This is a genomic window from Desmonostoc muscorum LEGE 12446, from assembly GCF_015207005.2.
Lineage (GTDB): Bacteria > Cyanobacteriota > Cyanobacteriia > Cyanobacteriales > Nostocaceae > Nostoc > Nostoc muscorum.
In genome coordinates, this window is sequence record NZ_JADEXS020000001.1 from 7,757,373 (window position 1) to 7,773,070 (window position 15,698).

The following is a 15,698-nucleotide window of genomic DNA, read 5'->3' on the forward strand; positions in this document are numbered from 1 at the left end:
TTGCCCCCCTTAAAAGGCTACACTGTGCACACAAATTTGTTGACCTGCACCTTTGATGCATCGACCTGCACCTTAGTTGCATCGACCTGCACCTTTGATGCATCGACCTGCACCTTTGATGCATCGCCCTGCACCTTTGATGCATCGACCTGCACCTTTGATGCATCGACCTGCACCTTTGATGCATCGACCTGCACCTTTGATGCATCGCCCTGCACCTTTGTTGCATCGCCCTGCACCTTTGATGCATCGCCCTGCAAAAATTAACTCACCTTAAGTTAGACAATCCTTTGTAGGGGCGCACAGCTGTGCATTGGTGTCAACTTAAGCTCAAACGCGTGTCCCACATACGCTTTACCCCACCCCCAATCCCTCCCCTTGGTAAGGGGAGGGGCAGTTTTGGCTTTAGACAAAACCGGGGTGGGGTGACGCGGTGAGTAACCGTAAGTGAATGAACTCAATATCAGGTCTTCACAAGGGTTTCACGTTAAGTTGACACCTATGACAGCTGTGCGCCCCTACCCTATAGTTTAATCTGACTTTTCCCGTTAAGTCTTGAAAGGCTTACTAGTAAAGGATTTAAGAAACAGCACAGCAAATACGGTAAAGTAATTGCAATCGAGTGCTAAAGGTGACAAGCAATGCTGGACTGGTGGGAGAAAAATTTTGCAACCCTAGAACTAGGCGATAAGCCTGACGGCATGGCTACGCTTACCGCCGATTGAATGAGCGTGCAATGTCGATAGGCTATGCTCTAAGCCTTGGATTTGGGAAAGGACTGTCAGAAATCTTCAGCAATGGAACAGTACTTAAAAGAGCCTATGAGTTTTTGCCAACCCAAAAGTGCAATTTCCAAGCGTGATTGAGCCGCACTGTCAAATGACGGCGGAGACTGTTGCAGAAAGCGATGTAATGCTGTGCGTCGGAGACACAACTTTTCTTGATTATGGCAGTATAGAGTCTAAAAAAGAAGGTTACGGCCCAATTGGGAAAGGCGGTAACGGCTTAATATTGCACAGTGCATTAGCTGCGTTCTGCTCGTAAAGCCAAGTTGGCTGTACGATTTTGTCCGGTAAATCTCCGTACTCCCTATCGTTTTGATAACCGTGACCCTCTATCCGTATATGCTGTTTATGCCACAGAAATTGATTGTCCCGAAGCTGAAACACCTGTAGAATGGATGTTGCTCACCACAGAAATTGTTGCAGATAGCCAGACAGCTTCTCTGATTTTACGCTGGTATACGTATCGTTGGCGGGTTGAAGAGTATCATAAAATTTTCAAGTCTGGATGTCAGGTGGAACGATACAGACTTGCTGCTGAGGGTATGAAAACCTTAGTTGGCTTTTTGAGTGTAATTGCTGTAGAACTGTTGCAGTTGACTTATCTACACCGCACCCAGCCTTCAGCCCCCGCCATTGAAATTCTGAATCCTTTAGAACTCAAGATTTTAAAAGCTAAGTCTCTCAAACCGACTAAACTCCTCACAGTTAATTGGGCTATCGAAGCGATCGCTCGTCTTGGCGGCTACCTAGAACATCGAGGCAAAACACCAATTGGTATCCAGGTACTGTGGCGAGGCTGGTTAAAATTGCATGACCTTTGTGAAGGTTGGCAGCTTGCAAAAGAGACTTAACGGGAAAAGTCAGCCCAGGCATCGCTCAAATTTACCCTTTGAGTGCATCAATAAAAAATTATCCAAAAAAATTTACGCCTGCGCTAACTCTTGGGAAGGCATATATATCCTTGAGCAAATAGCCCCTCGCTCCCGCATCGATGGACTGGGCGACATACCTATCATCGAAAACCTTAGGCTGCGTAGTTGGGTTTCATTTTTCAACCCAACTTACGATTCTGACTCCTGAATTATTCTTAAGATTTACTTTTCTGGTGGCAAATCTACACTATAAACAGTCTTCCCTTCCAAGTTACGCAGGGTTACTGTCATCACTTTTGTATTTGCATTAATTTTAACTCCTCCAAAGAATTGCAAACCTTCACTTGGGGGTCGATTTGCTTTTGTACCTTCAGGAAGGCTTTGAAATACCAATTGTGGACCAAAAGTATTTTCCAATTGGTTAGGGCCAAATGTACCAGAGTTCAAGGGACCGGCGACGAATTCCCAAAAAGGTTTAAAGTCGGTAAACTGTGCTTTTGCAGGGTCGTAATAGTGAGCTGCTGCATAATGTACATCAGCAGTTAACCAAACAACATTCTGGATATTTTTGTTTTTAATAAATCGGAGTAAATCTGCAAGTTCTAATTCTCTTCCTAAAGCCGGTCCGTCTCCGTTAGCCCAAGCTTCAAAATCTGTGGTACCGTCTCTAACTATCAATCCCAAAGGCATATCACTAGCAATCACTTTCCATGTTGCTTTTGATGATAGTAATTGCCTTTTTAACCATTGTATTTGTGTTCTGCTTAAAAATTCCGTTTCTTTACTTGGTATCGTCTGATTATTAGGAGTATTTGGCCCCCGGTAAGTGCGCTCATCCAACATGAAAATATCTAATAATGGACTATACTTGAAGGAGCGATAAATTCTTGCTTTATCTGGATTGTTTGTTTCATACCCAATAGGCATATATTCTAAAAATGCTTGCCTTCCCCTTTGGGCTAGCAAGTTAACATCTTTAACTGTATAGCGACTATCGCTTAAAAGAACTTCTCCAGGATACCAGTTATTTGTGATTTCGTGGTCGTCCCACTGTGCCAACATGGGAACTTCTGCGTTAAAACGCTTAATATTTTCATCTAGTAAATTGTAGATATAATTGCCACGAAATTCTGTCAGGGTTTCTGCAACTTTGGATTTTTCTGGTGTGATAATGTTTTTCCAAATTGTGCCATTATCTAGGGTAACTTGTGCTTGAATTGGACCATCAGCATAAATATTATCGCCAGAATGAATGAAAAAGTCAGGATTAAGTTGGCGCATGGTTTCATAAATTGTCATTCCACCAAACTCAGGATTAATTCCCCATCCTTGACCGGCGGTGTCGCCACCCCAAACAAAGAATATATCTCTTCCATATTTGGGGGGAGTCCGGAAACTGCCTTTGACAGCTGCGCTATAGGTATTTTTATAATCTAAATCTTGGAAAATCACCCGATAAAATATTTTTTGGTCTGGTGGTAAATTCCTCAAAAAAAGTCGTGCTGTAAAGTCACTGTCTTTTAAAGCATTTGGCCCCAGAACTCGCTGCACATTTTTAAAAGACTCACTAGTGGAATATTCTACGATCATTTTGGCGGGGCGATCGCTCTTACTCCAAATCACAATGCTATCCTTGGATATATCTCCGCTAGCTACGCCATAAGGTATAGCAGGACGCATTTTATCAGAGGTGATAATTGCAGGTGCTTCGGCAAAAACTTGTGACTTTGATACAACATTCGTGGTGATAATTCCACCTGCTGTGACAGCGGAACGCAGCAAAAACTGGCGACGGTTTACCATATTAAATAATATCAAGCCTAAGAAGTATTACACGATAAGTGTTTACCATATCTTCCTATGGCAATAAGTAAAGATCGAGTTATCGAAGGGTTAATAAAAAAATATTGATTTTTCGTAATTTTATTTAATATAATTTAAATTTAAAAAGATTATCTTTAGCGTATTGGTTTATTAACTAAGTTTCAAGTAAGAGATAAATGAAATATGAGCAATTCAGACTTCATTTTTATTTTTCCTCTTCAGAAATAAAAATTTTGACAGATTGGTTATGCTTTTGTTCTTTACTTGATGTTACAGCTAAAGAGCGATCGCCCAGCTTTTGTTTACTCGTGCTGCAAATATAATTTTGCTGTAATAAATTATACAGTTAAATCAATAATAGCTACTTTGGCGGACTTAATTTTTCCACATCTACCCTGTGAATTTTGGGTAGGAATTTGGGAAAAATAAGTTTGTAACAATTGATGAAGTTTAAAATTAGCGAGATAGTTGTTCAGGATGTTACCACAAATATTACCTCAACAGTCGAGTCTTGAGAGTATGATGGCTACAGGTGGCATAAAAAATGCTAATCAGCCGAACTTGCGATTAGAGTCAACTTTACAAGAATTACCCTTTTGGCAAGTTCACGTAGAAATAGAGCGTCCAGGCAATGATTTAGCTACGCTTTTTAATCAAGAGCCTTTACTGCCAGGAATTATTCTGAATAATAATCAAGAATATATGGGGATGATTTCACGGCGGAAATTCTTTGAGCATATGAGCCATCCCTATAGTTTGTCACTATTTTCTCTCAGGCCGATTGGAATTCTCTACAAGTTTTTCCAGAGAGACGTATTAGTACTTTCTGAGCATATGACCATTGTCCAGGGCTATTTCATTCTAAAAAGCTGCTTGAGTGTGTCTAGTCCAAAAGAACATAAACGTTGAGCTTGTGCCATATTTTTAAACATATTGTTTCGGTATAAATTGAGTGAAAAATTGCGAGTGAGCGCAAAAATCTGAGGTAAGGGTGTAGTGCGAATTCGGGATGCATCTTCACCTTGGGTAACGTCCCGAACGTAATGAACTTTATTCTCAACACCCCAATATCCTCTGATTCGTTCAGCTATTTGTTGAGCCGTTTCAGTTAGAGATGAAATGTAATAACGAGTCTCAGTAGTTACTTCAATTACATTGTGTGTGAAAACCTGACGTTCTGATTTGACTTGAATCAAAGTGGTAAGTCCAGGCCAAGGACGAATACCATCAAGATTTTGACAAATACTGACATGTCGCTTTTCGATTCGACCATGACCTTTATTTATCTGCTCAAAAGAAAATTCCGGTGTAAAATTAGTTTTGATATCTTTGAATAAACTAGGTTGATTCCCTTTCAAGGCAGCAATATAATCATTGCCACTGTTGATAATCAACTCACAAGTTTTTTTTGTGTATTAATAGCATCAAAGGCAAAAACTACTCCCCTGAGAGCCAGTTTCTCAATCAACTCAGGTAATGCTTTTATTTCGTTGGTTTTGGCATCAACTTCAAACGGTTCTAAAATCAATCCTCGCTCTACAAGGTAAGCACTGACCAACATAATTGCTGGGTGGGAATCAGAATGTGGATTATCATTTTCTACTTGATATGAGCCTTTGAGGACTTTACCATCCATACCAACAGTTTCTCCAGGCAGTGGTTTGATGTCAAAGAAATTCGCAAGGCATACGGAATACTCTTCGTAATTTATGTGTAATAAATTACGACGGACTGTACTGTAAGAAGGAAGCCTATTCTTTGTCGGTTTCAAGAGGTCTATCAACTCCTCACGGTAGCTTGAAATCCAATCTCCAATTGCTAGAAATCCTTTATTGCCTGCGGCGATCGCCAATGTGAACAGCGCAAGACATAATGGTAGAGTATGTCGCTGTCCGGCGCGGCGACGGGGGTCTTCTAGACCTGCAAAAGCTTTGATAATTTCGATTTCAGACACGGTAGTAGATACTTGAAGTAGAGCTGGCGATGAATTCTACCATATTGCGTCTACATTTAGAATGAAATAGCCCTGGACCATTGTCAAAGCTACTGAGATAACTTTGCAACGACCACATGAAATTGCCTATGAGCCGATTTTAGTTAAAAGTACATCCGGAAAATATAGGTTGGTTGATTTCCATCAATTACTTTTAGCCTACTCTCAAATTCATGTGTTAACACTAGTTCAATTACAGCAGGTAGAAGAACAATCGAGAGTTGCCAAAGCAGGCTTTCGGGATCTGCAAGAAAATTATACCAGATTAATCCAGAATGAAAAAATGGCTGCCTTGGGACAACTCGTGGCTGGAATTGCCCACGAAATTAACAACCCAGTCAACTTTATTGCTGGTAATCTTGTCCATGCCATCGAATATAGTCAGAATTTGCTGAGTTTAATTAGATTGTACCAACAATGTTATCCTGAACCAGAAGTAGAAATTAAAAATGCGATCGCTCAAATTGAACTTGATTTTTTAACCAAGGATCTTCCTAATCTTCTCAACTCTATGGAGGTAGGTACAAAACGAATCGAGCAAATCATTCTTTCCTTGCGAAATTTTTCCCGCCTTGATGAATCTGAGAAAAAATTAGTTGATATCCACGAAGGTATTGATAGTACTTTGTTAATTTTACAAAGTCGTTTCAAAAATCATCAAACCGGTAAAACCATAAACTTGATTAAAAAATACGGAAATCTTCCCCTAGTTGAGTGTTACCCTGGGCTACTCAATCAGGTATTTATGAATATTTTAGCAAATGCTATTGATGCTATAGAACAGGAAGTGGGGAGTGGGGAGTTGGGAGGGGGGAGTGGAGATGAGGGAGATGAGGGAGATGAGGGAGATGAGGGAGATGAGGGAGATTATAAAAAAGCTTCCCAGACTTCCAATGCCCAATGCCCAATGCCCCAAATTCGGATTTGCACTGAAGTCATTGAGGACAGGGAAGTAATTATTCGGATTGCTGATAATGGTTCTGGAATTCCAGAAAGTTTACAAAAGCGATTATTTGATCCATTTTTTACTACTAAACCTGTTGGTAAAGGTACGGGATTAGGGTTATCTATCAGTTATCAAATTATTGTAGAAAAACATGGTGGTCAACTTGAATGCATCTCTGCTTTTGGCAAAGGAAGTGAGTTTATCATTAAAATTCCAGTTCAACTTAATTCCTGTTTTTAGTTAATCTAAACGATTAAATGCTAGCTATAAGTTCCTGCTGTCTCACTTGTGACATTCTGGGCTGCTAACTCAATATCATCAATTTTATTAAACTCGCCAGCACGCCAGCTATCTGCGGCATCCTTGATAAAACTGGCAACAGGAATTGCAATTAACAAACCCAGCACGCCTCCTAGTTTAGCCCCCAGTAATAAAGAAATTACCACCCACACGGGATTTAAGCCAGTTAAATTGCCGATAATTCGGGGTGCAATAAAATTAGAATTAACTTGGTCGATGGCAACAGCTACACCTAAGACTTCCACTCCTAGCCAAAAGTTTTGCAACGCTACCAAAAGACTGACTATAGCAATACCAATTCCTGTACCAAAGGGGAACAAAGAAAACAAGCCAATACCGATGCCAAAAAGTAGCGCCAAGGGAACTTGCAAAATCCAAAATGCTAGTGTAATAGTCAATCCCAGTACAGCACCCAATGTCGCCTGACCAATAAAGTAATTGTGGAAATCCTCTCTGAGTAATTGCCGGATTTTTGATCCAAAATTAGGGGGAAACCACTGAAAAATCCCATCCCAAAGACGTTCACCGTTTAATATTAGGTAGATAGTCAGCACCACCGCCAGTAGTACGTTGACTACAATACCAATGGTATCGACAGCAAAACTGAGAATTCTCCCGGTGAACGACTGGAGTTGATTAGATAATTTTTCTAAAATTTCGCTAGCTAAAGCACTTAAATTAATGGGTAAGTGCTGTTGACTTAACGCCCAATCTTGGAAAGCTTGTAACTGCTGAGTGCCAGAATCAATCCAACTAGGCAAAATATTAGCTAATTCGTTGAGCTGTTCTATGATCAGGGGAACTAAAGTGACGCCTAAACCCACTATAATCACCACAGTCAAAAGTAACACGCCAACGATCGCCAAGTCACGTTTCACTCCTTGTCGCTGAAGAAACTGGATTGGATAGTCCAAGACAAAAGCCAGCAGGATGGCGGCGGCAATAACACTCACCAATGGTTGAAAATACTGTACAACCTGGAGCAACAGCCAGCCGTTGAGAATAATAATGGGAAATGCCAATCCTATACTTAACCATCGCGGCAGTTTGTTTGCTGATTGCATTAGTGATGACTACTCCACAAGAGTTTTAACTTGATTTTGGCTGGTGGGGAGTGGGGAGTGGCGGGAGATGAGGGAGATGAGGGAGATGAGGGAGATGAGGGAGATGAGGGAGATGAGGGAGAGGGGGGAGAGGGGGGAGACTTGGGAGAAAGATTGCTACCTTATCCCCCTTGTCTTCCTTGTCCTCTTCCCATTCCCCATTCCCCAGTCCCTATTCCCCAGTCCCCATTCCCCATTCCCCACTCCCTAATCTACTGATTCTTCTCAATAAAATCCAACATAATTCGCTGATGCATTTCCCCTAATGGTCGCACTTCGCCGGCATTTTTTGAATAACAGTTACCTTGGTGAATATCTTCTGGAGTCAATAATCCCATATCCCAGCCTTCATTCAAAACCAATTCATTTAACTCCACCAAGAGTGGTGCATGAAAAACATGACGGACAACTTTTTCATCGTGATAACACCCAAATTCAACAAACGGTGGTAAGATATAGCCGATTTCTTCTAAAATTTCTCGTTTGACTGCGACATCTGGCGTTTCACCAGGTTCGATATGACCACCGAATAGTGCCCAGTAACCGGGATAAGGAATAGTGGGGATATTGTCCCGTAGTTGCATGAGAAATTTGTTTTTTTGGTAGAGAATAGCGATCGCTACATGTACTGGTTGATTGCTCATATGTTCATTTTTAATTGCTGAATTATTCTTCTTCTAAATAAATTTCCCCGAGTTCTTTGCCAGCTAAAGGGATACTTCTATAACGAACTTTACCCTTGAACACTACTTGCGATCCCTCTGGCAAACTTTTTTGATTAGTCACAACCCAAATTTTGCCTGTTGTGTCATCTATTTGATAAGCCCACTGCTTCATCAGGGGAGCTTGCTTTTCTACCTTCCCTTGAATGTAAACTGTAGCTTGATTCTTTTGTTCTGGTTTAATTTCTCCAATTGGGGTAACATTGGCGCCAAATTTTAAGCCAGTTCCACTCAAGCCAGAGGAAGGTAAATTACCACAACTCGAAAGTCCTGCTACTAGGAAAAAAGCTAACCCTACACGGTAGATAACAATACTTTGTCCGTACAAGAAGCCAAGGGAGGAATTTCTCGTTTGTTGCATGAAAGCCACCGATTGAGCAAATTTTTGCTTCACTGCTTGTTTTGTCGCCACTTTGATCAGGTCAGTTCCCATCTATAATACTTTCTTCTGAATTGGGCATGGGCATTGGGCGTGGGAAGAAGCAGGGGGCAGGGGGCGGGGGGCAGAGGGGAAGATTTTCTCCCCTGCTCCCTGCTCCCTGCCTCCTCATCTCCCTTATCTCCCTCATCATCATCCTGGCTAGTTCACTCTATTTATTCTTCAGATGATGCCCTTGATCTGAGAAAATAAACATTATGGATTTACTGTGAGAGAAACGCTACGACATCAAACAGCAACACAATAATAGTTAAAAGTCAAGGATCAAAATTCAAAACGCTGCGTGCGAGACTAGAGATTAGGCAAAAAAGGCTCCAGGAACAAGAAGTAGGGTGCAGGAGGCAAAAAATAGTGGAGTTTTATGCTTGTTCACGAGTATCAAGGACTCTTTGACGGTGTTAAAAGACTCGCTCACGAGTACTAAACACTTGTCCACGAGTATCAAACACTCGCCCACGAGTATCAAACACTCGCCCACGAGTATCAAACACTCGTTCACGAGTATCAAACACTCGTCCACGAGTATCAAAGACTCGCTCATGAGTATCAAAGACTCGCTCACGAGTATCAAAGACTCGCTCACGAATATCAAACACTCGTCCACGAATATCAAACACTCGCTCACGAGTATCAAACACTCGCTCACGAGTATCAAAGACTCGCTCACAAATTTTAATTTATACGAAATATATAGTTATAAATTATTCTCCCCCTACTCCCCCTGCTCCCCCTGCCTCCCCTACTCCCCCTGCTCCCCCTACTCCCCCTGCTCCCCCTGCTCCCCCTGCCTCCCCCACTCCCCACTCCCCACTCCCCACTCCCCACTCCCCTTTTCAATCAGACTTGCGACAAAAGACGAACATAATTTTCATGAAAACACAAACTGCCAAACTCCTTGATGGAAAAGCAATAGCAGCAAAAATTCAGCAAGAACTTTCTGTTGCCATTACCGAATTACAACCAAAAGTTGGACGACCCCCTGGCTTAGCAGTGCTGATGGTTGGCGATAATCCAGCCTCAGCTGCTTATGTACGCAATAAAGAAAAAGCCTGCGCTAAAGTTGGTATAGCCTCTTTTGGCAAGCATTTTCCTGTGCAAACGACCCTTGGGGAATTAGAAGAGGTCATTGCTACACTCAACCACGATGAACGTGTGGATGGCATTCTCGTGCAGCTACCCTTACCTAACCATTTGGATGCTGTTAGCTTGTTACATCAAATTGATCCCGATAAAGATGCCGATGGACTGCACCCAGTGAACTTGGGGCGACTAGTACGGGGAGAAATCGGTTTACGTAGCTGCACTCCTGCTGGCGTCATGCGGCTTTTAGAAGAATATGAAATTCCTTTGCAAGGAAAACAGGCAGTAGTGGTAGGACGTAGTATTTTAGTGGGTAAGCCAATGGCGTTAATGCTATTAGAAGCTGATGCTACAGTCACCATTGCTCATTCGCGATCGCACGATCTCAAAACTATCACCCAAAATGCTGATATTCTGATTGCAGCAGTGGGTCGTCCCGGATTGATCTCTGCTGATATGGTAAAACCAGGCGCTGTTGTGGTAGATGTGGGAATGAATCGGGTCACTGATGCCAGTGGCAACAGTCGCCTAGTTGGCGATGTCGATTTGGAATCAACTGCTGCCGTAGCAGGATTTATCACCCCAGTTCCTGGTGGTGTTGGACCAATGACTGTCGCCTTATTGTTGCAAAATACATTTACCAGCTATTCCAAGGCAGTAAGAAAATGAGGAGTTAAGAGTTAGGAGTTAGGAGTTATGAGTTACATTCCCAACTCCTAACTCCTAACTCCTAACTTCTAACTTCCAACTCTTCATTTTTTCAGTCCCACAGCACCTTAAAATTGTGACTTATAAGACGAAAATCACAAAATGTCAGGAATTGAAGAATGGTAGCAACTGATAACGTTCAAAAGACACCACCAGAGGAAGCCAAATTTAACCTAGCAGGCTATCTCAAAGAACGGCAAAAGCTTTGTGATACTGCTTTAGATCAGGCTATTCCCATCGTTTATCCAGAAACAATTTATGAGTCGATGCGCTACTCCTTATTAGCTGGAGGTAAGCGTGTACGCCCGATTCTTTGCCTTGCTACCTGTGAAATGATGGGTGGCAGCATCGAAATGGCTATGCCAACAGCTTGCGCGGTGGAGATGATCCACACAATGTCTTTGATTCATGACGACCTCCCGTCAATGGATAATGACGATTATCGTCGTGGAAAGCTGACAAATCATAAAGTCTATGGCGAAGATGTGGCAATTTTAGCTGGAGATGGTTTGTTGGCTCTGGCTTTTGAATATGTTGCCCTTCAAACTCCTCAAAATGTTCCCAAAGATCGAGTCTTGCAGGTAGTTATCCGTCTCGGTCGGGCTTTGGGGGCTGCTGGTTTAGTCGGCGGTCAAGTTGTGGATTTACAATCTGAAGGGAAATCAGATATTTCTCTAGAAACGCTGAATTTCATTCACGAACACAAAACAGCCGCTCTTTTGGAAGCATGTGTAGTTTGTGGCGGGATCATAGCTGGGGCATCATCTGAAGATGTGCAACGACTAACCCGTTATGCTCAAAATATTGGGCTAGCATTTCAGATCGTAGATGATATTCTGGATATCACTGCGACCCAGGAGCAATTAGGCAAAACAGCTGGCAAAGACCAAAAAGCGATGAAAGTTACGTATCCCAGCCTTTGGGGACTAGAGCAATCCCGCTTAAAAGCCCAAGAGCTAGTTAAAGCAGCTTGTGCGGAATTAGAACCATTTGGGGAGAGAGCCGTGCCACTCCAAGCGATCGCTCATTTTATCATCAGTCGCAATAACTAGTACAAAAAGGCAAAAGGTACAAATGCTCATAGCATCAACTTTTTGTCTATTTTTAACCGTCGGGTTATTTTAGACCTGATGTACTAGGTTAATTTGGGATTTTGGGTTGAATCTAAATGTTTCCTCAACCAACAACTGCTGCTCATATTACTAATCTAACCACAATACCATGCAGGACATAGGCAACATTTTAGACAATCGGGTGCTGCTGGTTGCTCTGGTAGCTTGTTTAATTGCTCAAGCATTAAAACTGATAATCGAGATCGTCAAAAATCGCAAGCTGAATATACGTGTTTTAGTGACAACCGGAGGTATGCCCAGTGCCCACTCAGCTTTAGTTACAGCTCTAGCTGCTGGTGTCGGCCAAAAACTTGGTTGGGCATCTCCTGATTTTGCGGTAGCAACGGTTTTTGCCATCATCGTTATGTACGATGCAGCCGGAGTTCGCCAAGCAGCTGGCAAGCAAGCTCGTATCCTCAATCAAATGATTGATGAATTATTTCATGAAAAACCAGACTTTAGCCAAGACCGTCTTAAGGAATTACTTGGACATACACCAGTTCAGGTAATAGCTGGGTCGGCTTTGGGTATAACCGTTTATTGGTTAGCTAGGTCTGCTTATTAAAGGAAGAATGCAGAATTGGTGAATACAGAATTCAGCAATCTTTTAGTGGGGGATTTAACCCGCTACTTTCTTGTTGACCACTAAATTCTACTCCTACGGGGAAGCAAGCTAGGCGCAGGTCTCGTAGAGCAGATTGAGTGATATCATGTCCGACTAATCACTTATCATTAAAATTTCTCCGCGTCCCCGCGTCCCCGTGTCTCCGCGTCGGTCTAAATAATAAGTCTTTTCCCGGACATGATATGAGGGACTTAAACCCACTAACTTCACCGCCACTTATACAGAATTAATACTGAATTCTGAATCCTGAACGGCAGTTGCTTTATGCCGGCGGCAGTTCCTCTTTGGGGAAACCACCAAGACCGCACTGCCTCCTCCTGAATTCTTTATTCTTAAAGTCGCACAGTTGAGCGCAACAAAATTACCTTACGACTATCTACGATACTGGCAACAAAACCGCGATCGTTTAGCTTTTGTAATGTGTTGTATGCTTCGCTTTGGTTAGTAGTATAAACTGCCAGCAAGTAGGGGCGTTGTCCATAAGAAGCAAAACCTACGTTACCTCCCACCACTTGTTGTACACTAGTTGCCAGTTCTGGGCGATTGTAATAATCTACCAATACTGCATAACCTTCTCCTAAGGCTTGAGGATTATAATTAACTGTCTGCTGTTGAGGTGGCTGTGCTTGTACAACATCTGGTGCTGTTGGTCGAGTAGTAATTATGGCAGACAAACCGACAATATTACTGACATACCTTGCCCAGCGATTGGCATCGTCAATTTGATTAAAGCCGCCGATGCGCGTCACAGTTTCGTTGAGATATTTGCAGGTAATGGTCTTGAGTTCAGGCGGTAGGGCACTACGCAACTGCTTTTGATTTTCTGCCGTGGGACTGACTACTAATAAAAGATACTCGCCTGCACTCGGTGGTTGACAATTGGGAATGGCTTGTTGAGCAAAGACAGAACTCATGCCACCAATCAACCCTGCGAACGCTAATCCTAAAACACTTGGTAAAGTCTGAAATCTCTGCACAAAAGTTACATATATAAATGGATGGTGTCTTAAAAGATTTTATAAAGAAAAATGGGGAATGGGGACTAGGGACTGGGGACTGGGGACTGGGAAAGACTTTTTCAATAAGTATTTAATACCTAATCCCCAGTACCCAATACCCAGTACCCAATCCCCAATTGTTTAAGACACAGTAGCCAAAGATGCCAAGGGATCGGGTATTGTCTCAGAAGGAGCTGGGAATTCTCCTGTGATGACGTATTCTAAGCGCAATTTTAACCAAGTAATAAATTGAGGATTAGTAGAAATAATTGCTACTGCTGGTTGGGGACACTTGGCTTTTGCCTCTGCAAACTGGGGCGCTTCTAAGAAAGCAGGTTGCTTAATCAGCCAAAAATCAATTTGTTTTTCTTGTTCGTGGTAATGACGGGTGCGTTCTTTGAGAACTTCCTCTATCGGTTCTTCTTGGAGGAGAAAACGTTGACTGGCCAAAACGTAATGATATGTTTGCATTTTCATCCTTTGCTTGTTATGTGAATAATTTCAGGGCACAGCACTAAACGCTGTACCCCTACGAATCAACTTTTGTGGAACTTCTTGAACCAACTGAAGGGACAAGCACTTCCTTGGTTGTCTGCATTTGCCTGTTTGCCACCAGATGTTAGCTTCGTTAAGAACAGACTATTGTCGAAGTAGTGTTCTAAGGAAACAATTTTCAAGTCATCGGTAACTTTTGCAATGCTCATGCCGATAATTTCCACCGTCTCTCCAGTAGGTGCATGGTCTTTGTATTGTCCGTTAAAATGTCCCCAGTGCCGCCACTTGAATGTTACATTCGGTGGCCCTGAGAAAACTTCCAGCACTTCCCAAGGAAATCCTTGGGGAAATGTTGTGTGGAAGACTTTTGCGGATGATTCAAAGCTTTCTTCTGAAGCCTTGTAGTGTTCTGAATCAGCCATAAATAGATTGTAAGTACCTTGGGCTGATAAATCTGCTGCTGTGTAGTCCACCCCGCCATTGGTACTGACGCGAAACTTATCATTGACAATAGATAACCACTGTTGCGGGTTAGCTTTAAAGGATACTTCCATCTCGAAGGTTCGCACCAAGTTTTGCACGATCGCTTCTAGTGTACCTTCAAGGTGATTGCGCGTACTTTCTTGAGCTAGATTTTCTTTGGAGCGAGAATAATCCGGTGGTGTCTGGTAGCGCCACTCGGTATCAATACTTTCTGCAATCACGCGATCGCGATCCTGTACCCAAAGTGGCAGGTTGTTAGACTGTGTTGCGCTCATAGAAGTTTTTGCTGAAGATTTCTTTCTAGATTTCGCAGTTACAACCCCTCTTTTGGGGAGGCAGGGGAGGTAGGGGAGGCAGGGGAGGCAGGGGAAGAAATAACCAATGCCCCAGTCCCCAGTCCCTAGTCCCCAGTCCCCATTCCCTATTCCCCATTCCCTCTTATGGCTTCTTTCATCTCGCGGACTGCTCGTTCTATGCCTACTAAAGCTGCCCTACTGATGATGGTATGACCGATGTTTAGTTCTTCCATGCCTGGAAGTACAGCCACCGGGTAGACGTTCCAGTAGGTGAGTCCATGTCCAGCGTTGACTCGCAGTCCGCCTTGAATTGCTTGTTCACACCCTTTAGCTAAGACGGCTAATTCTCGGTGGCGATTTGTTTCGTCTTTAGCCTCAGCATATTGTCCGGTGTGCAATTCAATAAATTTCGCCTGCACCTTGACAGATGCTTCGATTTGTGCTGGTTCGGCGTCGATAAATAAACTAACTGGAATGCCAGCGCTTTGCAATTTATCGACTATTTCACCTATTCTACCAATTTGCCCAACGATATCTAGTCCGCCTTCTGTTGTGACTTCTTCGCGTTTTTCGGGAACTAAAGTTACATAATCTGGTTTGATGTCAAGGGCGATCGCTAACATTTCATCTGTAGCGGCCATTTCTAAATTTAAGTGAGTTCTCACTGTTTGTCTTAAGATTCGCACATCTCGATCTTGGATATGCCGCCGGTCTTCCCGCAGATGCACTGTAATGCCATCTGCACCTCCTAATTCTGCCAGCACCGCCGCTGCTACGGGGTCTGGTTCCACTGTCCGCCGTGCTTGCCGGATAGTGGCGATGTGGTCAATGTTAACGCCTAGTGTAGACACCCCAAATTTCTCCCGAATCCACTGTCTTCAGAACTTGATTTTACAGGAAATAAGGGGAGTTTGCCG

The 15,698-nt window shown here is 42.8% G+C and carries 15 protein-coding genes and 2 pseudogenes; 7 read left to right on the top strand and 10 right to left on the bottom strand.

Annotated features, from left to right (window positions below):
* Window positions 1–76: 76 nt before the first annotated feature.
* A complete protein-coding gene (locus IQ276_RS31875) occupies window positions 77–277 on the top strand; it encodes a hypothetical protein (RefSeq protein ID WP_235116144.1) in 201 nt (66 codons plus the stop codon).
* A gap of 364 nt (window positions 278–641) precedes the next feature.
* Window positions 642–1,636, top strand: a pseudogene (locus IQ276_RS31880) (IS4 family transposase).
* Window positions 1,637–1,879: 243 nt separating this feature from the next.
* Here IQ276_RS31880 and IQ276_RS31885 read toward each other — a convergent pair.
* Window positions 1,880–3,460, bottom strand: a complete 1,581-nt coding sequence (locus tag IQ276_RS31885; RefSeq protein WP_193924762.1) for an alkaline phosphatase D family protein — start codon at window positions 3,458–3,460, stop codon at window positions 1,880–1,882.
* Window positions 3,461–3,958: 498 nt separating this feature from the next.
* Here IQ276_RS31885 and IQ276_RS31890 point away from each other — a divergent pair, with 498 nt between their 5' ends.
* On the top strand, window positions 3,959–4,390 hold the full coding sequence (locus IQ276_RS31890; protein WP_193924763.1) for a CBS domain-containing protein: 432 nt from the start codon (window positions 3,959–3,961) through the stop codon (window positions 4,388–4,390).
* Here IQ276_RS31890 and IQ276_RS41105 read toward each other — a convergent pair.
* Window positions 4,333–5,435: pseudogene (locus IQ276_RS41105) on the bottom strand (ISAs1 family transposase). The gene IQ276_RS31890 and the pseudogene IQ276_RS41105 sit on opposite strands and share 58 nt — an antisense overlap.
* 103 nt (window positions 5,436–5,538) lie before the next feature.
* On the opposite strand from IQ276_RS41105, the gene IQ276_RS31905 reads away from it, so the two are divergent.
* Window positions 5,539–6,660 carry a sensor histidine kinase gene (locus IQ276_RS31905; RefSeq protein WP_373690608.1) on the top strand — a complete coding sequence of 374 codons (1,122 nt, stop codon included), beginning with the start codon at window positions 5,539–5,541 and terminating at the stop codon, window positions 6,658–6,660.
* Between the two features lie 20 nt (window positions 6,661–6,680).
* Here IQ276_RS31905 and IQ276_RS31910 read toward each other — a convergent pair whose 3' ends face one another.
* The 4 genes from IQ276_RS31910 to IQ276_RS31925 form a co-directional block, all read right to left on the bottom strand.
* Window positions 6,681–7,784, bottom strand: a complete 1,104-nt coding sequence (locus IQ276_RS31910) for an AI-2E family transporter (protein ID WP_190882277.1) — start codon at window positions 7,782–7,784, stop codon at window positions 6,681–6,683.
* Window positions 7,785–8,035: 251 nt separating this feature from the next.
* Window positions 8,036–8,467, bottom strand: a complete 432-nt coding sequence (locus tag IQ276_RS31915) for an NUDIX hydrolase (RefSeq protein WP_190882276.1) — start codon at window positions 8,465–8,467, stop codon at window positions 8,036–8,038.
* Window positions 8,468–8,489: 22 nt separating this feature from the next.
* Entirely contained in the window at window positions 8,490–8,978 is a 489-nt protein-coding gene (locus IQ276_RS31920) for a hypothetical protein (protein WP_190882275.1), read from the bottom strand.
* Between the two features lie 404 nt (window positions 8,979–9,382).
* Window positions 9,383–9,622, bottom strand: coding sequence for a hypothetical protein (locus IQ276_RS31925; RefSeq protein WP_235116145.1), 240 nt, complete (start codon window positions 9,620–9,622; stop codon window positions 9,383–9,385).
* A gap of 232 nt (window positions 9,623–9,854) precedes the next feature.
* Between IQ276_RS31925 and folD the strand changes: the two genes are divergently transcribed.
* From folD to IQ276_RS31940, 3 genes are all read left to right on the top strand, one after another.
* Window positions 9,855–10,733: a bifunctional methylenetetrahydrofolate dehydrogenase/methenyltetrahydrofolate cyclohydrolase FolD gene (gene folD, locus IQ276_RS31930; protein ID WP_235116146.1), complete on the top strand. Its 879-nt coding sequence runs from the start codon at window positions 9,855–9,857 to the stop codon at window positions 10,731–10,733.
* A 158-nt stretch (window positions 10,734–10,891) separates the two neighbouring features.
* Window positions 10,892–11,824, top strand: coding sequence for a geranylgeranyl diphosphate synthase CrtE (gene crtE, locus IQ276_RS31935; RefSeq protein WP_193922424.1), 933 nt, complete (start codon window positions 10,892–10,894; stop codon window positions 11,822–11,824).
* A gap of 169 nt (window positions 11,825–11,993) precedes the next feature.
* Complete coding sequence (locus tag IQ276_RS31940) at window positions 11,994–12,449, top strand: divergent PAP2 family protein (RefSeq protein WP_073640503.1); 456 nt, start codon at window positions 11,994–11,996, stop codon at window positions 12,447–12,449.
* A gap of 392 nt (window positions 12,450–12,841) precedes the next feature.
* Here IQ276_RS31940 and IQ276_RS31945 read toward each other — a convergent pair whose 3' ends face one another.
* The 4 genes from IQ276_RS31945 to IQ276_RS31960 form a co-directional block, all read right to left on the bottom strand.
* Window positions 12,842–13,486, bottom strand: a complete 645-nt coding sequence (locus IQ276_RS31945) for a hypothetical protein (protein ID WP_235116147.1) — start codon at window positions 13,484–13,486, stop codon at window positions 12,842–12,844.
* A 162-nt stretch (window positions 13,487–13,648) separates the two neighbouring features.
* Window positions 13,649–13,978 carry an MgPME-cyclase complex family protein gene (locus IQ276_RS31950; RefSeq protein WP_190882473.1) on the bottom strand — a complete coding sequence of 110 codons (330 nt, stop codon included), beginning with the start codon at window positions 13,976–13,978 and terminating at the stop codon, window positions 13,649–13,651.
* 65 nt (window positions 13,979–14,043) lie between these two features.
* Window positions 14,044–14,760 (bottom strand): SnoaL-like polyketide cyclase, encoded by a 717-nt coding sequence (locus IQ276_RS31955; protein ID WP_193922422.1) that lies wholly within the window; start codon window positions 14,758–14,760, stop codon window positions 14,044–14,046.
* Between the two features lie 146 nt (window positions 14,761–14,906).
* Entirely contained in the window at window positions 14,907–15,632 is a 726-nt protein-coding gene (locus IQ276_RS31960) for a pyridoxine 5'-phosphate synthase (RefSeq protein WP_235116148.1), read from the bottom strand.
* Window positions 15,633–15,698 lie beyond the last annotated feature (66 nt).

Excerpts from the sequence above, each read along its gene's own strand:
- IQ276_RS31950 (WP_190882473.1), bottom strand. The coding sequence starts at position 13,978 with ATGCAAACATATCATTACGTTTTGGCCAGTCAACGTTTTCTCCTCCAA.
- IQ276_RS31955 (WP_193922422.1), bottom strand. The coding sequence starts at position 14,760 with ATGAGCGCAACACAGTCTAACAACCTGCCACTTTGGGTACAGGATCGC.
- IQ276_RS31920 (WP_190882275.1), bottom strand. The coding sequence starts at position 8,978 with ATGGGAACTGACCTGATCAAAGTGGCGACAAAACAAGCAGTGAAGCAA.
- IQ276_RS31885 (WP_193924762.1), bottom strand. The coding sequence starts at position 3,460 with ATGGTAAACCGTCGCCAGTTTTTGCTGCGTTCCGCTGTCACAGCAGGT.
- folD (WP_235116146.1), top strand. The coding sequence starts at position 9,855 with ATGAAAACACAAACTGCCAAACTCCTTGATGGAAAAGCAATAGCAGCA.
- IQ276_RS31890 (WP_193924763.1), top strand. The coding sequence starts at position 3,959 with ATGTTACCACAAATATTACCTCAACAGTCGAGTCTTGAGAGTATGATG.
- IQ276_RS31940 (WP_073640503.1), top strand. The coding sequence starts at position 11,994 with ATGCAGGACATAGGCAACATTTTAGACAATCGGGTGCTGCTGGTTGCT.
- crtE (WP_193922424.1), top strand. The coding sequence starts at position 10,892 with ATGGTAGCAACTGATAACGTTCAAAAGACACCACCAGAGGAAGCCAAA.
- IQ276_RS31915 (WP_190882276.1), bottom strand. The coding sequence starts at position 8,467 with ATGAGCAATCAACCAGTACATGTAGCGATCGCTATTCTCTACCAAAAA.
- IQ276_RS31910 (WP_190882277.1), bottom strand. The coding sequence starts at position 7,784 with ATGCAATCAGCAAACAAACTGCCGCGATGGTTAAGTATAGGATTGGCA.